The sequence below is a fragment of the Catonella sp. genome, assembly GCF_057250765.1.
On record NZ_DBHIEC010000020.1, the window covers coordinates 31,939 to 47,449 of the forward strand.

The following is a 15,511-nucleotide window of genomic DNA, read 5'->3' on the forward strand; positions in this document are numbered from 1 at the left end:
GGGATAAAGGCTGAATAGGAGGAGGCCATGAAAAGTATAACAACAGCCGAAGCAGCGGCTATTATAGGAGCAAGTCCTGCGTATGTAAGGGAAGCAATGAGAAAAAAAGAAATTAATATAGGTTCATGCGTAAAACTTAAAGAAGGTAATAAAAACTGGGCTTTTAACATATCACCTCCGCTTCTGGCAGGATATAGCGGAAAAGACATAGAAAAAGAACTTAAAATACTGAGGGGTGATTCCCATTATTTTACTAAAAAGGAACTTATAAAATGCTTAAGGTCAATAATCGACTTTCTTAGCCTGTCTAATGAAGGGGTAAGAGAGTATGCAGGAGAGGTTGACAAAGGGGCAGAGTATGCTGTTAAAGCAGGCAAAACCCAAACAGATATATCAGAACTTATAAAAGAACTGGAATCAAAAGAACTTGTTGATTAAATATCAGAAAGGAAAACTGATGTCATATTATAAGACCTGCCCTCTATGTGGCAGTAACCTAGATCCGGGAGAGGCTTGCGACTGCCATAGGAAAGCAGAAAGAAGCAGTCGAAATATGGATAACTTTCTGAAAGTGGGGATAGGACAGCAGACAGAACTTAACCTAAAAGCATTTTCCCCAAAGCATATAATAAAAAGCTAAACAAACTATATGCAAGGACATTAAAAAGTGGCGGTAAAAACCGCCACAATCTTGAAACGTAATATAATAACTTGACATGATTATTATACTACGTTTCGGCAAAAAAGTAAAGAAAAAAGTTTGAAAAACCGCGTAATTATACGCTTTTAGCACTTGTTCAAACTATTAACTTTACGACCAAAACTTTAAATAACGGGGTATAAAGTCATGCCATATTATAAAACAGAAATAGAAGCAGGAAAAACAATAGAAGTTATAAAAAGTCATACCAGGTGTCTAAATGATCACAGACCTAGAGAGGGCAGGGCACAGATTACTCCTGAAGAAATGAAAAAGATAAACAGGATAAATACCGAGGCGAGACTAGCAAGACTAATAAACGCTAACTTTGGATATGGTGACTACCATCTCGTGCTAACCTATAAAAAAAATATAAGACCTACTCCGGAAGAAGCCAAAAAAAGATTGGCTAAGTTTTTAAGAGTTCTAAGAAGAGAGTATAAAAAATACAAGCAAGAACTTAAATATATCTGCGTGACAGAGTATTTAAACACAGCTATCCATCATCACCTAATCATAAATGGTATAGAGGCTAATATAAATAAGATAGTTAGAGATTGTTGGGAATGGGGCAGCCCTCACTTTACACCTTTAGATGATACAGGACAATATCGAGAGCTTGCGGCATATTTTATAAAAGAAACCTCAAAAACATACAAGGCAAATGACGGAGGAGCCAAGCAGCATTATACCTGCAGCAGGAATTTAGTCAAGCCGGTAAAGAAGACTACTATCATCAAGTCAATCAACTGGCTGGATACCCCTAAGCCTAAAAAGGGGTATTACATAGACAAGGATACAGTACATAACGGAATCAATCCTTTTACTGGGGCACCTATCCAAAAGTATACGATGGTTAAGCTCCCGGAGATAAAGGGCAAAAGTGGATAAAACTGTTCAAAGTCTGAAAGGCGCACAAAGGCTAAACGAACCAAAGATATGCAAATCATTCTACATTTTATATAAAAGTCTGTCCCGATTAAAGTTTAATAGGGTTTGAGGGCATTTTCAGGCAGTTCAAAAATGTTCAAAAACTCGGAAAGGTGCATAAACCTTAATCGGGAGAAAGATTTTAAGAAATAAAGAAAAATACAAAAATCCTGTCCCGATTAGTGTTTAATAGGGTTTGCGGATATCAGGCATATCGAAAAAGCACTAAAAAACTTCTGAAAGGTGCATAAACGCTAATCGAACCAAAGATTTGCGACACATTCTACAATTTATCAAAAAAGCCGTTTCGATTAGCATTTAATAGGGTTTGCAGACTTATCCACAATGAACACATTAGTTCAAAACCTTAATAAATGTGATAAACGCTAGACGAAAGAAAGATTTAGGAGGAAAAAACATGAATTTAAGAGTTATCGCATTACTGATTATCTTATCACTTACTATCAGGGGTAAGCCTGTAGAAGAAACTATACAGGCAGTGAAGGCAAGCCCTGTAATTCCTGACAAACCAAAGAAAGCTACAGTAAAGAGGGCTAAGCCTAAGAAAGCCAAGCTAAAGGCAGCAGATAAAAAGGCTGTGGATTTTATGAACTCTTCCTTAGGGGAGTGGATAATAGAATACTCAGGCAGCAAAGACATAGATCCTTTTCTAATATTTGCAATAGCGGAAAGAGAAAGCGGATTGAATCCTAATGCAGTAGGAGACAATGGAGCAAGTATAGGCTTAATGCAGATACAGCCAAGGTGGAGCAGGGAAAGAATGAAGAGGCTTGGTGTGGCTGATCTTAGAGAGCCAAAGGGTTGCGTAAAGGTGGCAATAGATATATTACTGGAATACAAAGAAAAAGACAGCGACCTTTACTTTGTGCTGATGGCATATAACGGAGGTGTGGCTTACGCAAAAAGGAATATCAATACACCTAGTGATTACGCTGTTAAAGTTTCCGAGCGGGCGATTGAATTAAGTAGATTGTACGAGGTGGCAGAATGAAAGTTAAAGTAATCACCAGCCTTGACCACAGGGGCAATCCCAAAGGGAGCGGAAAGGCTAAAGCCTTGATTATCTATGTAGACGAACAGGGAGAACGGCACGAAAAGGAAGTCAAAACAGAGATAGAAAACGATACAAGGAATGCTCTTGCACTAAAGCTAAGTGTAGAGGTGCTAAAGGCTCTTATCAAACCCTGTGAAGTGGAGCTAAGCATTGACTGTAAATATATCAAGAACTGTATCAACAATGGATGGTTAACAAGTTGGCAGCAGTCAGGGTGGAAGAAGTCAGACGGCAAGCCTCCTGCCAATGTTGAACTGTGGAAGTTGTTGGATATGTCCTTAAAGTTGCACGATGTCAAATTTGTAGGAGGCAGTGATGGAAATCTGTGAAGTAAAGGGCTGTAACCAGCCGGGGCAAAGGCATCATATCGTGTTTAGGTCTCAGGGTGGCTTAGATTTCAAGTTAAATTATAAATACCTATGTCCCGAACACCATACAGGGAATGAAAGCCCACACAAGAAGAAAGAGATTGACCTAAGGTACAAAAGGGAAATGCAGAGGGAGTTGTTAGTATTATTCTTTGAAGATACCTATACCCTTCCTCAGATAATTGAGCTGATAGGCGAGGATAAAAAGAAACTTGAAAAGAAATTCCGCAAAGTTCCAAACACTGCAGGCCTCTATAAACGAGAAGATATAGTAAGGGCGCTAATGGGAGATAGATCATATTAAGGAGGAGTTATGTTATACGGCTATGTATGCAGCCCTTATAGAGGGAATATATTTAAGCGAATCAGGAATAAGGGATATGCAAGGCATCTAACTAAGCTAATGGCTGATTTTGGCACCATTCCAATCACACCACATTTATATCTGACAGAGGTGCTTAAGGACAGCAATCCGGAAGAGAGAAAAAAAGGAACAGGGTTAAGCCTTGAGCTCTTAAAGATGTGTGATGTAGTGCTTGTAGGTACTAAATACGGAATCAGCGATGGGATGGCAGCAGAGATAAAGCTGGCTGAGAAGATGGGAATTCACATTTTATATATATTGGAATAATGGAGGTTATGAAGATGGATAAAACGGTCAATATTATAACTTATGCAGGAGTGCTATTGCTCACGATTGGAGCATTAACAGCGATATGGTGTGGCTTAGTAGGGCTTAAGATAGCAGGAAGCGGAGCAGTCCTTATATTTACGGCTATGGCATTGTCTTATTGCAGTGAAGAGATAAGAATTGAAAAAGAAGAGTGGGGCAATTCAAGGAGGGATTAGATATGACGCTTGAAGAGATTTTGAAAAGGCTTAGGCGGATAAACTCATTTTTAGAGCTGTCTGATGAAATGATAATTAGTTATGCGGGAGAGTCTGCAAGAGGCTGTGAACGAGCAGTAAAGATTGGGAAAACCTACGCAGATATATCAGAACTTATCAAAGAGTTAAAAGCTGAGGGCTTATCTGAGAGTAATACTGTGTGTATTGAGTAAGGGAAGGAGAGAGCATGTCAAAAAAGTCTAAAAATCTGATAAGCAGAGATAAGTACAAAGAGATAAAGAGAATGGACCATACAAGCATGAGTGAATTCTACACGAAAGTATGGCAGGAAGGCTTTGACAACGGAGTAAAGGCAGGTAACGACAATAGGGAGGCAGCAGTTACCCCGGAGGATATACGAGAAGTGATAAAAGACATAAAGGGCATAGGCGAGGTTAAACTTAAGGCAATAATGGAGCAGATAGGCACCTTATATAAGTAAAGGAGGGAAAAAAGAATGAACAAATATTCTCAGGAGATAAGCTTTGAAGGTGAAGTTTTTTCAGAATTAAGAGAAGGCGCAAATGTTATCCTTCGTGATTTACTTGAATCTATGATGAAAAAAGGAAGCAAGGCAGGATGTATGACAATTAAGGTAGATGTTGACCTTGTAGATGATGCATCTGCAGGGACAGTAAGCATAACACCGGAGTTTACTTACAAAATAAGTTCCGCAATGCACTTAAAAAGTGAAATCAAAGGCAAGAAAAATTGTGGAGGCTGTGAAATGGTATGGGATGATGGCACAGAGCAATATATATTGATGCCTATAACCGGCACAGCACAAAGGACAATATTTGATGGTAACGAAGAATAACGAAGAATAATAACTAAGGAGGTAGTGATGGCAGTAGTTGAGATAAAAATTGAAGACTTAAAGATACACCCTAAGAATGTAAGGCGCAAATACGAGGGTATAGAGGAGCTTGCACAGAGCATAAAAGAAAACGGTATCATGCAGAATTTAACTGTAGTTCCAGATAAAGAGGAAGAAGGTAAATATTTGGTTGTAATTGGCAACCGAAGGCTAACGGCTGCAAGAGAGGCAGGGCTTGAAACTGCTCCTTGCGTGGTAGTAGAAGATATGGCTGAAAAAAAGCAGATTATCACCATGCTTATGGAGAATATGAACCGCAAAGACCTTACAGTCTACGAAGAAGCTGAAGCCATGCAGATGTGTTTTGAGGATTTCGGCCTTAAGGTGGAAGAAATAGAAGAAAAGACCGGACTTTCAAAGACAACCATTAATCATAGATTGAACATGGCTAAGCTTGATAAGGAGACACTTGTAGAAAAGGCAGAAGATAAGGAGTTCCAGCTATCTATTACAGACCTTTATACACTTGAAAAAGTAAAAGATATAAATACAAGGAATAAGATACTTAAAGAGGCTTCCGATTCAAGAGACCTTGCCAATAGAGCAAGACAGGCGGCAAGGCAGGAGCTACAGGAAAGAAATAAAGCAAAGCTGATAGAAGAATGTGAAAAGCTGGGAATAAATAAAGCCCCGGAAGGAGTGTATTATTACTCTTCCGGGTGGGAGGAAGTAGAAAGGATCTACCTTGATGAGGAAGACTCTAAAATAGAAATTAAAGAGGCTGAGGGGGTTTATTATGTAATTCAGTATAATGGCTTTTACTTTATAAAGAAGGAGAAAAGACAACAGAAAGAAAAGAAAGAGGTTAGTGAGGTTGACCTTAAGCAAAAGGAAACCGAGGGAAAAAGGGCAAAAATAAAGGCAAAGTACGAAGAAATGCATAAGGATATGGAGGACTTTGTTAGAAATATCCTAGAGGGTAAAGTGGACGCTCCTGATAATGCTGAGTATATAGGCAAGCTGACATGGGAATTTATCCTTAAATACAGGGTAGCAGTTTCAGAGTATGCATTGACAAATGTTCTATTAGGTGCGCAGGCATATAAAAATGCAGATGAAGAAGAGAAAAAGAAAGCCACAGAGAGAGCAACGGCATTGCCTATTCTATATCAAATGACAGCGGTAGCATTCAGCAGTCTGGAATATTTATCGCTTGCGGGATATTACGGTGTAATGTACAACGAGGCAGCAGGAGAGAAACTTAAGGCAATGCATGACATTCTTAGCAACTTTGGATTTTCCTTTGCAGATGAGGAAAGCTATAAACTTATGAATGGAGAGCATGAGCTTTATGAGAGGGAGGGGAATTGAGCAGGTTAGCAAATAGGGACAAAATGAAGGGAGAATGACTTAGGAAATGGGATTAAAGGTATTAAGCCTGTTCGATGGTATAAGCTGTGGTAAGGTTGCACTTGAAAGAGCTGGCATATCCGTTGATAAATACTATGCAAGTGAGATTGATGCTCCTGCGTTGGCGGTGAGTAAGGCAAGGCATAGCGATATTATCCAATTGGGGGATGTTAAGAATTGGCGAAATTGGGATATAGACCTAGGTAGTATAGATTTACTGATAGGCGGTAGTCCCTGCCAAGGGTTTAGCATTGCTGGGAAGCGGTTAAATCTTGCTGACAAAAGAAGTAAGCTTTTATTTGAGTATCTAGGAGTGTTAAACGCTATAAGGGCGAAGAATCCTAGTATTTTATTCTTACTTGAAAATGTAAAAATGGAAATAGAGGTTGAAGAAGCAATATCAAACTGCTTAGGCTCTGAGCCCATAAAAATTGATTCCGCTCTGCTTTCGGCACAAAGAAGGAAGAGGCTTTATTGGACTAACATAGAGGGTGTTACTCAGCCAAAGGATAAGGGCATAATGCTTAAGGATATAGTGCACGAAAATGCAGACTTAGATGTTGCTATGTCAGAATCGTGGTGTAAATGGTTTACCCGAAAAGCCGAATATCGTATCGAAAAGCAATATGTAACAGTTAGTCCGGAAAAGGCTGCCACGATGACAGCAAGGCAATTTATAAGCTGGAATGGTAATTTTATACTTGAATGCCTAGAAAAGTACATAGTGCCCTTTGATAAAACCTTGAAGATTCTTGAAAAAGAAGTTGAAAGGGGGAAGGTTGGATATTTCAACAAAGACAGCCAGGGCAACAGGGTTTATTACATCCACAATAAGGCAGTAACCCTTTGTGGCGAGGCAGGTGGGCGTGGTGCTAAGACAGGTTGCTACCTCTTTGGCTGCATAACCCCTGAAAGGATTGAGAAGAGGCAGAACGGGCAAAGGTTTAATGACGGCAATAAATTTTATACGCTAACTGCACAGGATAAGCATGGGGTATTAGTAGAAGGGTACATAAGAAGATTAACCCCTGTTGAATGTGAAAGATTGCAGACATTACCTGATAATTACACCTTGGCAGAGCTGAATGGTAAACCTCTAAGCGATAATAAAAGATATAAAATGCTTGGTAATGGTTGGACGGTGGATGTAATAGCTCATATTTTAGGCTTTATCAAAGGAGTGAAAAATGAATAGACCTGGTATAACTAAACGGCTTTCAGAGCTTACAGAAAAGCTAATCAATCCAAATAATGACAGCCGTATATATTGGGCTAGAGAGGTAACCTTTGACTACATAACCTCTAACCGCATAAGGGTAGACTATATGAGATTTGAGCCACTGAATACAACTATTAGCGGTATTGAAAAGGGCGATTTTTACTGCTATGAGATTAAGTCATCGGTGGAGGATTTCCATTCAAAGAATGGCCATAACTTCATAGGAGATTACAACTATTATGTAATGCCTAGCGAGGTTTATCAGAAGGTATCCGCTGAAATCCCATTCGGAGTTGGTGTTTACTGTCCGACAGGCAGTAATCTTGAATCTGTTAAAAAAGCCAGAAGAATGAATAGACAAAGGTCAGTATCTGAAATGCTGCTAATGATGTTTAGGTCAGCAAATCGAGACAGAATGAAGGGAGAATAATATGCAGAAGAAACTAAAAGAGATTAAGCCGGGCGAGATATTTAAATTTGGTGGCTATGAGTGGATAAAGCTGGAAGATGGATTTGCTATAACAAAAGATACGGTTACAGATAAAGAATTTAATGCAAGTTGCAACAACGATTTTATGACAAGTGATATTATGTCTTATCTTACGGAAACATTCGCAAAAGAGATTTGGGACAATGGGGGAATATATTCAGAGTTCGATTATTTTCCATTAAACTTAACAGCTGATGATGGTATGAAAAAATATGAGCCCCGCAATGTGCAACTAGGGCTACTAACTGCTGATTTGTACCGTAAAAACAGGCATTTAATAGAGCCCATTAGTGGTAGTTGGTGGTTAGCAACTCCAAAGTCTTACATCTCTGACTACATAGATACCGTATTGTTTGTGGATTCAGACGGAATAATATGGGATGAATATGCAGAGGACATGCGCGGCGTTCGACCGCTTTGTAAATTATCAGACGATACTCTGGTTGAAGTGTTAGATGAAGATAAGCCCACAGAGGTGACAAAAGATGTTACCGAGCTTATAAAGAAGTGGGGGGAGGAAAATAATCTGACACATAGAACATATGACCAACACATTTATAGGCTGATACGGAAAATTGGAGGCCTGACAAAACATATTGAAGAGAACGACTATAACGAAGCTAAGCAAGATTTAGGATACATATATGCGGCTTTGGTTATACTTGCTAAAAAATTAAGTGGCACAGGTAATGAGGACTACACAAGCTTTTTGATTGATGAAATAGAGGCAGGGCACAATATATGGTAAAGGATAGAAAAGGTAAGATGATAAATGGGCTATTTGTGAAAGAGGAAGATTTGGAGGTGTAATGATGATAGTAAGGGAATGTGATTTATGTAAAAAAAGTTATATCCCAACTAATGATTTTATTTGGACAAAAAAGAAAAAGAAATTTGATGCTATAGGCTTATTAAAATTTGCAAAGTATGAAAATAAAGTCGTAAAAACATTTGATTTGTGCAAAGATTGCCAACAAAAGTTTATTGAATTTTTGGACGAAAACACAAAGGAGAAGCCTTGTAATGAATAAAATCATAACAGGAAACGCAATTGAAGTGTTGAAAGAGATTCCTGATTGTACTGCAGATTGCTGCATAACGTCACCGCCTTACTTAGGGCTAAGAGATTATGGAGTTAATGGTCAAATAGGGCTTGAAAAATCTGTAGAAGCTTACATAAACAGGCTTACGGATATATTTAGAGAAGTAAGGCGGGTATTAAAGGATGACGCTACCTTATGGCTGAATATGGGTGACAGTTATGCAGGCAGCACTAAAGGAAGAAAGAAAGATGGGCAACATAGCAATGAAGCTTCAAAGTCGGGGGATTATTACAGCACATTTAATGACAGACTGCAGTATAAAAAAATCCCCGGATATAAGAACAAAGATTTGATGGGTATCCCATGGTTGTTAGCATTTACTCTTAGAAATGACGGCTGGTATTTAAGGCAGGATATTATCTGGGAAAAACCAAACGCAATGCCGGAAAGCGTAAAAGATAGGTGTACAAAAAGCCACGAGTACATTTTTCTTTTCTCAAAGCAACCTAAATACTATTTTGACTACGAAGCTATTAGGGAGCCAGCTGTAGGATTCAACAATATAATGCCTGCAGGCAGCAAAGGAACCTTAAGACCAAATAGCAGATTAAGAAAAGGAAATAGCCGCACTTTTAGAGGTGGAGGAGCTTATACCAAAGGACAGAGTTTTAATAATTCTGCAGAAGTAACGAGGGAAAGCCACGGAAACAACGAAAATATGACAGGTCTAAGGAATAAAAGAAGTGTTTGGACTGTGGCCACACAAGGATATAAAGAAGCTCACTTTGCCACTTTTCCAGAAAAACTTATAGAGCCTTGTGTTCTGGCAGGAAGCAAGGAAGGGGGAATTATTTTAGATCCTTTTCTTGGAAGTGGCACAACTGCGGCGGTGGCCAAAAAACATAATAGAGGTTTTATAGGAATTGAGCTTAATCCAAAATATGCCGAGATGGCAAAAAGAAGATTGGAGGGAAGCCATGACAATTAAGGATTTTAAGCAAGGACAAGCTGTATACTCTTTAGAAAAGAATCACAATACAAAGCCTGAATATCATATTGATGAGTATGTAGTTGTTTCAATAGGACGAAAATATGTAAAAGCTGCACCAAAAAACTCACAGAATTATCCAAAAGAATTTTACCTAGACAACATCACTGATGAATATCTTTACGAAAATAGGGATTGGGGATATAGAGAAATGCTTTTTCTGACAAAGGAAGCGGCTGAGGGTTATATTGAGAAAGAAGCATTACTATTTTGGCTGAGAAATTTAACACACTATCTTAGAGATGATAAATATTCTTTGGAGCAGTTAAGAGAAGTAAAAAAGATACTGGAGGAAGAATGACAAATAAAATCAAAGAAAAAGCAAACAAAATTCGGGCTATGAGCGACAATGAACTAGTAGCCTATGTCGAGAACCGAGCTAAAAAGGCATATAGTGAAGGCTTTAATAAGGGCAGGAAATTGGTAGAAGGGAGGAAAGATAATGAGACCAATAAGTAAATTAGTACAGGAGCAAAAAGAGCAGGTGAATGAGTTGCTTGACCTTATAAAAGCCAACCCAGATTTGCCAATAGTACCAATAGTAAATGGCGACTTGGTATGTGACGAGGGCAGATACTGGCTAGGTGGATGGGGAAGTGCTCATATTGATAAGTACTATATTCACGATGGTGAATATTTAGAATACGGCGGTAAATACCCCGACACAACAGATATATTCGAAAGAGTATTTGACTTTGATGAATGTGGCATAGACGATGATATGTCAGACGAGGAAGCAGACAGAATAATGAAAGAAAAGGTTGATAACCTGCCGTGGATAGAAGCGATTATGGTATACATTGACATCCCCGAATCGGAGTAACTTAAACTGATAATAGAATTTGAGGAGGAATAAACATGAATAAAGCAATTTTAATTGGCAGACTTACAAGAGATCCTGATGTTAGATATTCACAGACTGACAGTAATATGGCTATAGCAAGATTTTCGCTTGCAGTTGACAGAAGGCATAAAAAGCAGGGAGATGAAACCACTGCCGACTTCTTTAACTGTACAGCCTTTGGCAAACAGGGCGAATTTGTCGAGAAGTATCTTAAGAAGGGTACAAAGGTAGTAGTTACCGGTCGCATTCAGAATGACAACTACACCAATAAAGAAGGTCAGAAGGTCTACAGTGTACAGATTATGGTGGAAGAGATAGAGTTCGCAGAAAGCAAGGCAGCAGGACAAGGGGTGCAAAACAATGATTCTATTCCGGGTGATGGCTTTATGAATATCCCTGATGGTATAGAGAGTGAGTTGCCTTTTAATTAAAAAAGGTTCGACTCATCAAATTTGATAAGTCGAAAAGAGGAACGGGGAAATGAGAGAAGTAGATCATAAAGAATTGTGGTGCTCAATGTTGAATATGTTCTGTAGCGACACCGACCAAGAGGACAATGGCGTGGATATAATCAAAGCCCTAAAAGGGAAAGAGGAAGGAAAAGGGGGGAAATGGAAAGTGAAATAGTTAAAAGACTGTTTAAGGTAATTGCAAGGACTAAGGAAGAAGGTGGTACCAGTGGAAAGGCATAAAATAAGGCTGTCAAGCGATGCAAAAAAACTTGATGCATATTTGCAAAGCTACAACAGATGTAAACGCAGAAAAAAGGTGTTAGAAGACAGGAGGCGGCAGATACTTCTTGATTTTCAGTCGCCGTTAAAAAACATAAAATTTGATGGAATGCCGAGAAGTAAGGGAATAACAGGAGAAGGGAGCGCGGTCCTGCCTTTACAGTTAGATGAGATTGACATGCGCATAAAGGAAAAGATCGAGGACGCAAAAAAGGAATATATCAAATTAAATGAAGTTTTAGAGTTTTTAGAATTGAATGAAGAAGGACGGATCATATTAGAATACAGGTATATTGATTCTTTGAAATGGTGGGAGATAGAAAAAATGGAGCATAGGAGCAAAACAACCCTTGTATATATTTGGCGGAAAGCCTTATACAGCCTTCTGGAATTTCCAAAAATCCGCCAAATTATAAGTGGAAACAGGAATAAATACTAAATTAAAGCCCCCTATACGAGGGCTTTTAGTTTGTTAAAAAGGCTTATTATTATATGTTTCTCTTTTAATTCATAATAATCATCATGCAGGTGCACGATATCCCATAATCTGCCCAACCGTTTCAGTTCTTTTTTACATCCGGCAGGCGTACCGTAATATAAATAAGGATTATGGCCGTTTGTAAAAGAAAAGTGCATAGGCATTACATCTATTTCATCAAGGATTTCATCAATGCATTCAGCCAGCAGTGTACAAGCCTCTAAACCGTTGGCGGGAACAATGCCGTCACAACATAATGTATCATTTAAGAAACATTCTAATTCATAAAGATCTTCGTAATCTCCGAAGTTAATATTATTATCAATATAATCAATAATATACTTTTTAACAGCTTCCTTGTAATTGTAATTTGTCATGTCTTTGTCCTCCTGAATTCGATTTTATTTAATAATTTATTTATACATTGACAGGGCAGGCGGTAAAGTGTATTGATTGCCATGCCTGTATTCTCCTGATTATTTATTTCTCCCCTCCCTCTTTATGAGAGAGGGGATGTTTTATATTAGGCTACCTTTTTATAAATAACATCGTATTGTGCTTTTAGCTTTATGAAGGCTTGCTCTGTCACTCTATATGGCAAATAATTTTCAACATCTTTATAACTACCTTTAGCCCAGTAGGCTCCGAGTTCCTTTATTCCTCTGCCTTTAAGTTTATAAGGGCTGTCTATATAATAATAGTTATCCGAGTAAAGCTTCTCTGCTTCTATTGCGCCAGAAATGTAGTTGTCGAATTCATCAATATAGATACTAACTTCATTGCCGTCTTCGTCTTCCCACACTCCGTGTAGGTCGTTCCAGAAGCTCTTACAAGCGTAATATGTATCGTATCTGACAAGTTCTTTTCCATTCTCTGTAATCACTCTGTACTTTGCGTAATACTCTTTCATAAATTTGTACCTCCTATTTGTTTTAGATTTGCGTTTTAAGTCATTTGTTATCGTTTTTGATAATTCTATTATATATTATGATATTATCTTTGTCAATATTTTTCTTATATTTTTTGATAATATTTTTATAGAAATTGACAATAACACATTTTTTCTATATAATCTTATTAAAAACTATGGGAGGTTTCCAAAATGGGATTATCTAAAAATATAAAAATGGTTATGTTGGACAAGAACATCAAAATATCCGAACTAGCTAACCGCCTTAATATTGACGCTAAAGTGTTATCGGTCAAGCTGTCAAGGGATAATTTGAGCGGTAAAAGTATTATTGATATTGCCAATGCCCTAGAATGTGATGTTAAATTCGTTGACAGGGCAGGCGGTAAAGTGTATTGATTGCCATGCCTGTATTCTCCTGATTATTTATTTCTCCCCTCCCTCTTTATGAGAGAGGGGATGTTTTATATTAGGCTACCTTTTTATAAATAACATCGTATTGTGCTTTTAGCTTTATGAAGGCTTGCTCTGTCACTCTATATGGCAAATAATTTTCAACATCTTTATAACTACCTTTAGCCCAGTAGGCTCCGAGTTCCTTTATTCCTCTGCCTTTAAGTTTATAAGGGCTGTCTATATAATAATAGTTATCCGAGTAAAGCTTCTCTGCTTCTATTGCGCCAGAAATGTAGTTGTCGAATTCATCAATATAGATACTAACTTCATTGCCGTCTTCGTCTTCCCACACTCCGTGTAGGTCGTTCCAGAAGCTCTTACAAGCGTAATATGTATCGTATCTGACAAGTTCTTTTCCATTCTCTGTAATCACTCTGTACTTTGCGTAATACTCTTTCATAATGTTTATCTCCTTTGTGGTTTGTTTTTTTGTTTTGTTATGGTTATATCATACCATTGTGCAAGTACATAATCAAGATGGAATGTTTCACAAAATATCATTGCACAAGTACAGAAAGAATTGTGCAGTTTATACAATTGTGCAATGTAAATATTTATTGTATAATGGAAGATAATAAGACAGGAGGTGCAATAGTATTATGGAAACAAAGGGTACGGCAAGAACAAGAGCAAATAATAAATACAATGCAAAAGCTTATGATAGAGTTGCGTTGATGGTTAAAAAAGGGAAAAGAGAAGAGTTAAAATCAATAGCTGAGAGCCTAGGCGAAAGCCTTAATACATTCATAAACAAGGCGATAGAGGAAAGAATAGAAAGAGAGGTATAAAATGAATTATACGGTTAATCTGTTATGGGATAGTGAATCTGATGTATGGGTTGCTACCAGCGATGATATAATAGGGCTTGTACTTGAAAGCGGTTCACTGGACGCATTAATTGAGCGTGTGCGCAGAATTGCCCCCGAACTTTTAGAGTTAAACCACCAGCCTATTGAACACGCTAAAATCCTGTTCAAATCTGAACGACTTGAAGAGGTATATGCGTAATGGCTGAATATGAAAAGAAGGTAAGAGAAATATTAAAAAGTTATGGCTGTTATTTTATAAGGCATGGGAAAGGCGACCACGATATATGGCACAGCCCCATTAATAGCCAAAATGTTGTAGTAGATGGTAGAATCAAATCAAGGCATACTGCTAACGCAATACTTAAACAGAGCGGTATAAACTACCGTTTTTGATATAGGAGCGTGAAATATAAACTTACAGCCAATTAATATCTAATATCTAATATGTAATAGGCTGAAAAAGCAAATCCCCCATTATAATAATGGGGGATTGTCTTACTGTCTCGATTGTATGTCTTTATCAATAAGAGCGTTTATATACTCATTTATACTCATGCCTTCCTCAAGGGCTCTTGCTTTTATTATTTCCTTCTTTCCTTTGGGCATAGTCAGCCCCACCCTGTCATATTTTTCTTTAATATATTTATTCTGATATTCAATCTGATTAAATTCTTTTTTATTCTCAGCCATCTTCTAAACCTCCACTATTGATTTTTGATTTTTCTATGATATAATATAAGCAGATAGAAGGCGGTTGGTTAATTAGCTAATATCTTTACTATCAGGGTTGTCGGTTTGCTCGCTGTCAACCCTGTTTTTTATGCCTTTAATTATATCATAGACTATTGTTACAACTATTACTATTTCGATAATCACAAGCCCCATATTTTTTATTCCTTTCTTTTGGGCTGCCTGCTATCTGCTTACAATTATATAATACCACATATTACGCAATATGTCAATTGGCAAAATAAATTTTATCTTACTTTGCTCTGCAGTGCGGCCCATGTATGATCTACAGTGATATCTGATATTGTAATCTTAAGAAATTCAGCATAGTTATTAAATTAGTTGGCATCAAAAAAATAATCTAAACAAGTTTGTTATCAGCAGTTAACAACATTGAGTGCTAATAGGTTTAGCAAGAGTAAATTAAATAAAGGATATATCGACAGATACCACAGCTAAATGAACATAAAATGATATTCTGTAACCAAATCAACAAGGTTAGTCAAACATATGTTCTAGGTACTCCGAACACCTGTGCGGGGTTGCGGGCCGCGGAATGCGCGGCA

General features: G+C 37.8%; 31 protein-coding genes. 26 read left to right on the forward strand and 5 right to left on the reverse strand.

The annotated features are described in order from the left end of the window. The first annotated feature begins 27 nt into the window (after nt 1-27). From ACO6HM_RS10120 to ACO6HM_RS10225, 22 genes are all read left to right on the forward strand, one after another. On the forward strand, nt 28-438 hold the full coding sequence (locus tag ACO6HM_RS10120) for a hypothetical protein (RefSeq protein ID WP_485390926.1): 411 nt from the start codon (nt 28-30) through the stop codon (nt 436-438). Nucleotides 439-457: 19 nt separating this feature from the next. Next, nucleotides 458-640: a hypothetical protein gene (locus ACO6HM_RS10125; RefSeq protein WP_485390927.1), complete on the forward strand. Its 183-nt coding sequence runs from the start codon at nt 458-460 to the stop codon at nt 638-640. A gap of 207 nt (nt 641-847) precedes the next feature. Further along, the gene (locus tag ACO6HM_RS10130; protein ID WP_485390928.1) at nt 848-1,591 is read left to right on the forward strand and encodes a rolling circle replication-associated protein; all 744 of its coding nucleotides are present in this window, start codon (nt 848-850) and stop codon (nt 1,589-1,591) included. A 457-nt stretch (nt 1,592-2,048) separates the two neighbouring features. Next, nucleotides 2,049-2,642, forward strand: a complete 594-nt coding sequence (locus ACO6HM_RS10135; RefSeq protein ID WP_485390929.1) for a transglycosylase SLT domain-containing protein — start codon at nt 2,049-2,051, stop codon at nt 2,640-2,642. After that, entirely contained in the window at nt 2,639-3,034 is a 396-nt protein-coding gene (locus tag ACO6HM_RS10140; RefSeq protein ID WP_485390930.1) for an RNase H family protein, read from the forward strand. The genes ACO6HM_RS10135 and ACO6HM_RS10140 overlap by 4 nt, the downstream gene beginning before the upstream one ends. After that, nucleotides 3,021-3,377 (forward strand): hypothetical protein, encoded by a 357-nt coding sequence (locus tag ACO6HM_RS10145; protein ID WP_485390931.1) that lies wholly within the window; start codon nt 3,021-3,023, stop codon nt 3,375-3,377. The genes ACO6HM_RS10140 and ACO6HM_RS10145 overlap by 14 nt, the downstream gene beginning before the upstream one ends. A gap of 9 nt (nt 3,378-3,386) precedes the next feature. After that, nucleotides 3,387-3,704: a DUF7768 domain-containing protein gene (locus ACO6HM_RS10150; protein WP_485390932.1), complete on the forward strand. Its 318-nt coding sequence runs from the start codon at nt 3,387-3,389 to the stop codon at nt 3,702-3,704. A gap of 14 nt (nt 3,705-3,718) precedes the next feature. After that, nucleotides 3,719-3,922: a hypothetical protein gene (locus ACO6HM_RS10155; protein WP_485390933.1), complete on the forward strand. Its 204-nt coding sequence runs from the start codon at nt 3,719-3,721 to the stop codon at nt 3,920-3,922. A 2-nt stretch (nt 3,923-3,924) separates the two neighbouring features. Next, on the forward strand, nt 3,925-4,134 hold the full coding sequence (locus ACO6HM_RS10160; RefSeq protein WP_485390934.1) for a hypothetical protein: 210 nt from the start codon (nt 3,925-3,927) through the stop codon (nt 4,132-4,134). Nucleotides 4,135-4,148: 14 nt separating this feature from the next. Then, complete coding sequence (locus ACO6HM_RS10165) at nt 4,149-4,403, forward strand: hypothetical protein (RefSeq protein WP_485390935.1); 255 nt, start codon at nt 4,149-4,151, stop codon at nt 4,401-4,403. 15 nt (nt 4,404-4,418) lie between these two features. After that, nucleotides 4,419-4,778: a hypothetical protein gene (locus ACO6HM_RS10170; protein WP_485390936.1), complete on the forward strand. Its 360-nt coding sequence runs from the start codon at nt 4,419-4,421 to the stop codon at nt 4,776-4,778. 27 nt (nt 4,779-4,805) lie between these two features. Next, entirely contained in the window at nt 4,806-6,149 is a 1,344-nt protein-coding gene (locus ACO6HM_RS10175; protein ID WP_485390937.1) for a ParB/RepB/Spo0J family partition protein, read from the forward strand. 46 nt (nt 6,150-6,195) lie between these two features. Further along, nucleotides 6,196-7,383 carry a DNA cytosine methyltransferase gene (locus ACO6HM_RS10180; protein ID WP_485390938.1) on the forward strand — a complete coding sequence of 396 codons (1,188 nt, stop codon included), beginning with the start codon at nt 6,196-6,198 and terminating at the stop codon, nt 7,381-7,383. After that, nucleotides 7,376-7,837, forward strand: coding sequence for a hypothetical protein (locus ACO6HM_RS10185; protein WP_485390939.1), 462 nt, complete (start codon nt 7,376-7,378; stop codon nt 7,835-7,837). Before ACO6HM_RS10180 ends, ACO6HM_RS10185 begins: the two co-directional genes overlap by 8 nt. A gap of 1 nt (nt 7,838) precedes the next feature. Beyond that, nucleotides 7,839-8,645, forward strand: coding sequence for a hypothetical protein (locus ACO6HM_RS10190; RefSeq protein ID WP_485390940.1), 807 nt, complete (start codon nt 7,839-7,841; stop codon nt 8,643-8,645). A gap of 61 nt (nt 8,646-8,706) precedes the next feature. Next, nucleotides 8,707-8,928 (forward strand): hypothetical protein, encoded by a 222-nt coding sequence (locus tag ACO6HM_RS10195; RefSeq protein WP_485390941.1) that lies wholly within the window; start codon nt 8,707-8,709, stop codon nt 8,926-8,928. Next, nucleotides 8,921-9,928 (forward strand): DNA-methyltransferase, encoded by a 1,008-nt coding sequence (locus ACO6HM_RS10200; protein WP_485390942.1) that lies wholly within the window; start codon nt 8,921-8,923, stop codon nt 9,926-9,928. The genes ACO6HM_RS10195 and ACO6HM_RS10200 overlap by 8 nt, the downstream gene beginning before the upstream one ends. Further along, nucleotides 9,918-10,289 (forward strand): beta barrel domain-containing protein, encoded by a 372-nt coding sequence (locus ACO6HM_RS10205; protein WP_485390943.1) that lies wholly within the window; start codon nt 9,918-9,920, stop codon nt 10,287-10,289. Before ACO6HM_RS10200 ends, ACO6HM_RS10205 begins: the two co-directional genes overlap by 11 nt. After that, complete coding sequence (locus ACO6HM_RS10210) at nt 10,286-10,447, forward strand: hypothetical protein (RefSeq protein WP_485390944.1); 162 nt, start codon at nt 10,286-10,288, stop codon at nt 10,445-10,447. Before ACO6HM_RS10205 ends, ACO6HM_RS10210 begins: the two co-directional genes overlap by 4 nt. Further along, nucleotides 10,431-10,811 (forward strand): hypothetical protein, encoded by a 381-nt coding sequence (locus ACO6HM_RS10215; protein WP_485390945.1) that lies wholly within the window; start codon nt 10,431-10,433, stop codon nt 10,809-10,811. The genes ACO6HM_RS10210 and ACO6HM_RS10215 overlap by 17 nt, the downstream gene beginning before the upstream one ends. 35 nt (nt 10,812-10,846) lie before the next feature. Continuing rightward, entirely contained in the window at nt 10,847-11,263 is a 417-nt protein-coding gene (locus ACO6HM_RS10220; protein ID WP_485390946.1) for a single-stranded DNA-binding protein, read from the forward strand. 247 nt (nt 11,264-11,510) lie between these two features. Beyond that, a complete protein-coding gene (locus ACO6HM_RS10225; protein ID WP_485390947.1) occupies nt 11,511-12,002 on the forward strand; it encodes a hypothetical protein in 492 nt (163 codons plus the stop codon). An 11-nt stretch (nt 12,003-12,013) separates the two neighbouring features. Here ACO6HM_RS10225 and ACO6HM_RS10230 read toward each other — a convergent pair whose 3' ends face one another. Both ACO6HM_RS10230 and ACO6HM_RS10235 read right to left on the reverse strand, forming a co-directional pair. Then, nucleotides 12,014-12,418 carry a hypothetical protein gene (locus tag ACO6HM_RS10230; RefSeq protein ID WP_485390948.1) on the reverse strand — a complete coding sequence of 135 codons (405 nt, stop codon included), beginning with the start codon at nt 12,416-12,418 and terminating at the stop codon, nt 12,014-12,016. A 146-nt stretch (nt 12,419-12,564) separates the two neighbouring features. Beyond that, nucleotides 12,565-12,951, reverse strand: a complete 387-nt coding sequence (locus ACO6HM_RS10235; RefSeq protein WP_485390949.1) for a hypothetical protein — start codon at nt 12,949-12,951, stop codon at nt 12,565-12,567. A 192-nt stretch (nt 12,952-13,143) separates the two neighbouring features. Between ACO6HM_RS10235 and ACO6HM_RS10240 the strand changes: the two genes are divergently transcribed. Next, on the forward strand, nt 13,144-13,350 hold the full coding sequence (locus ACO6HM_RS10240; protein WP_485390950.1) for a helix-turn-helix domain-containing protein: 207 nt from the start codon (nt 13,144-13,146) through the stop codon (nt 13,348-13,350). Between the two features lie 70 nt (nt 13,351-13,420). On the opposite strand, the gene ACO6HM_RS10245 is transcribed toward ACO6HM_RS10240, so the two are convergent. Next, a complete protein-coding gene (locus ACO6HM_RS10245) occupies nt 13,421-13,807 on the reverse strand; it encodes a hypothetical protein (protein WP_485390949.1) in 387 nt (128 codons plus the stop codon). A gap of 199 nt (nt 13,808-14,006) precedes the next feature. Here ACO6HM_RS10245 and ACO6HM_RS10250 point away from each other — a divergent pair, with 199 nt between their 5' ends. Genes ACO6HM_RS10250 through ACO6HM_RS10260 form a run of 3 tightly spaced genes read left to right on the forward strand, consistent with a single transcriptional unit; the run spans nt 14,007 to nt 14,609 of the window. Next, nucleotides 14,007-14,195, forward strand: a complete 189-nt coding sequence (locus ACO6HM_RS10250) for an antitoxin (protein WP_485390951.1) — start codon at nt 14,007-14,009, stop codon at nt 14,193-14,195. A 1-nt stretch (nt 14,196) separates the two neighbouring features. Then, on the forward strand, nt 14,197-14,415 hold the full coding sequence (locus tag ACO6HM_RS10255; protein ID WP_485390952.1) for a DUF1902 domain-containing protein: 219 nt from the start codon (nt 14,197-14,199) through the stop codon (nt 14,413-14,415). After that, a complete protein-coding gene (locus tag ACO6HM_RS10260; protein ID WP_485390953.1) occupies nt 14,415-14,609 on the forward strand; it encodes a type II toxin-antitoxin system HicA family toxin in 195 nt (64 codons plus the stop codon). Before ACO6HM_RS10255 ends, ACO6HM_RS10260 begins: the two co-directional genes overlap by 1 nt. A gap of 102 nt (nt 14,610-14,711) precedes the next feature. Here ACO6HM_RS10260 and ACO6HM_RS10265 read toward each other — a convergent pair whose 3' ends face one another. Beyond that, complete coding sequence (locus ACO6HM_RS10265) at nt 14,712-14,906, reverse strand: hypothetical protein (RefSeq protein WP_485390954.1); 195 nt, start codon at nt 14,904-14,906, stop codon at nt 14,712-14,714. A 72-nt stretch (nt 14,907-14,978) separates the two neighbouring features. Then, the gene (locus tag ACO6HM_RS10270; protein ID WP_485390955.1) at nt 14,979-15,101 is read right to left on the reverse strand and encodes a hypothetical protein; all 123 of its coding nucleotides are present in this window, start codon (nt 15,099-15,101) and stop codon (nt 14,979-14,981) included. Nucleotides 15,102-15,511: the final 410 nt, after the last annotated feature.

What these genes read in the sequence shown, in the direction of transcription:
- ACO6HM_RS10140 (WP_485390930.1), top strand. Translation starts at nt 2,639, where the DNA reads ATGAAAGTTAAAGTAATCACCAGCCTTGACCACAGGGGCAATCCCAAA.
- ACO6HM_RS10220 (WP_485390946.1), top strand. Translation starts at nt 10,847, where the DNA reads ATGAATAAAGCAATTTTAATTGGCAGACTTACAAGAGATCCTGATGTT.
- ACO6HM_RS10230 (WP_485390948.1), bottom strand. Translation starts at nt 12,418, where the DNA reads ATGACAAATTACAATTACAAGGAAGCTGTTAAAAAGTATATTATTGAT.
- ACO6HM_RS10200 (WP_485390942.1), top strand. Translation starts at nt 8,921, where the DNA reads ATGAATAAAATCATAACAGGAAACGCAATTGAAGTGTTGAAAGAGATT.
- ACO6HM_RS10260 (WP_485390953.1), top strand. Translation starts at nt 14,415, where the DNA reads ATGGCTGAATATGAAAAGAAGGTAAGAGAAATATTAAAAAGTTATGGC.
- ACO6HM_RS10240 (WP_485390950.1), top strand. Translation starts at nt 13,144, where the DNA reads ATGGGATTATCTAAAAATATAAAAATGGTTATGTTGGACAAGAACATC.
- ACO6HM_RS10245 (WP_485390949.1), bottom strand. Translation starts at nt 13,807, where the DNA reads ATGAAAGAGTATTACGCAAAGTACAGAGTGATTACAGAGAATGGAAAA.
- ACO6HM_RS10175 (WP_485390937.1), top strand. Translation starts at nt 4,806, where the DNA reads ATGGCAGTAGTTGAGATAAAAATTGAAGACTTAAAGATACACCCTAAG.
- ACO6HM_RS10195 (WP_485390941.1), top strand. Translation starts at nt 8,707, where the DNA reads ATGATGATAGTAAGGGAATGTGATTTATGTAAAAAAAGTTATATCCCA.
- ACO6HM_RS10215 (WP_485390945.1), top strand. Translation starts at nt 10,431, where the DNA reads ATGAGACCAATAAGTAAATTAGTACAGGAGCAAAAAGAGCAGGTGAAT.
- ACO6HM_RS10190 (WP_485390940.1), top strand. Translation starts at nt 7,839, where the DNA reads ATGCAGAAGAAACTAAAAGAGATTAAGCCGGGCGAGATATTTAAATTT.
- ACO6HM_RS10160 (WP_485390934.1), top strand. Translation starts at nt 3,925, where the DNA reads ATGACGCTTGAAGAGATTTTGAAAAGGCTTAGGCGGATAAACTCATTT.
- ACO6HM_RS10265 (WP_485390954.1), bottom strand. Translation starts at nt 14,906, where the DNA reads ATGGCTGAGAATAAAAAAGAATTTAATCAGATTGAATATCAGAATAAA.
- ACO6HM_RS10165 (WP_485390935.1), top strand. Translation starts at nt 4,149, where the DNA reads ATGTCAAAAAAGTCTAAAAATCTGATAAGCAGAGATAAGTACAAAGAG.
- ACO6HM_RS10145 (WP_485390931.1), top strand. Translation starts at nt 3,021, where the DNA reads ATGGAAATCTGTGAAGTAAAGGGCTGTAACCAGCCGGGGCAAAGGCAT.
- ACO6HM_RS10170 (WP_485390936.1), top strand. Translation starts at nt 4,419, where the DNA reads ATGAACAAATATTCTCAGGAGATAAGCTTTGAAGGTGAAGTTTTTTCA.
- ACO6HM_RS10235 (WP_485390949.1), bottom strand. Translation starts at nt 12,951, where the DNA reads ATGAAAGAGTATTACGCAAAGTACAGAGTGATTACAGAGAATGGAAAA.
- ACO6HM_RS10185 (WP_485390939.1), top strand. Translation starts at nt 7,376, where the DNA reads ATGAATAGACCTGGTATAACTAAACGGCTTTCAGAGCTTACAGAAAAG.
- ACO6HM_RS10130 (WP_485390928.1), top strand. Translation starts at nt 848, where the DNA reads ATGCCATATTATAAAACAGAAATAGAAGCAGGAAAAACAATAGAAGTT.
- ACO6HM_RS10155 (WP_485390933.1), top strand. Translation starts at nt 3,719, where the DNA reads ATGGATAAAACGGTCAATATTATAACTTATGCAGGAGTGCTATTGCTC.
- ACO6HM_RS10210 (WP_485390944.1), top strand. Translation starts at nt 10,286, where the DNA reads ATGACAAATAAAATCAAAGAAAAAGCAAACAAAATTCGGGCTATGAGC.
- ACO6HM_RS10255 (WP_485390952.1), top strand. Translation starts at nt 14,197, where the DNA reads ATGAATTATACGGTTAATCTGTTATGGGATAGTGAATCTGATGTATGG.
- ACO6HM_RS10270 (WP_485390955.1), bottom strand. Translation starts at nt 15,101, where the DNA reads ATGGGGCTTGTGATTATCGAAATAGTAATAGTTGTAACAATAGTCTAT.
- ACO6HM_RS10205 (WP_485390943.1), top strand. Translation starts at nt 9,918, where the DNA reads ATGACAATTAAGGATTTTAAGCAAGGACAAGCTGTATACTCTTTAGAA.
- ACO6HM_RS10125 (WP_485390927.1), top strand. Translation starts at nt 458, where the DNA reads ATGTCATATTATAAGACCTGCCCTCTATGTGGCAGTAACCTAGATCCG.
- ACO6HM_RS10250 (WP_485390951.1), top strand. Translation starts at nt 14,007, where the DNA reads ATGGAAACAAAGGGTACGGCAAGAACAAGAGCAAATAATAAATACAAT.
- ACO6HM_RS10120 (WP_485390926.1), top strand. Translation starts at nt 28, where the DNA reads ATGAAAAGTATAACAACAGCCGAAGCAGCGGCTATTATAGGAGCAAGT.
- ACO6HM_RS10135 (WP_485390929.1), top strand. Translation starts at nt 2,049, where the DNA reads ATGAATTTAAGAGTTATCGCATTACTGATTATCTTATCACTTACTATC.
- ACO6HM_RS10150 (WP_485390932.1), top strand. Translation starts at nt 3,387, where the DNA reads ATGTTATACGGCTATGTATGCAGCCCTTATAGAGGGAATATATTTAAG.
- ACO6HM_RS10180 (WP_485390938.1), top strand. Translation starts at nt 6,196, where the DNA reads ATGGGATTAAAGGTATTAAGCCTGTTCGATGGTATAAGCTGTGGTAAG.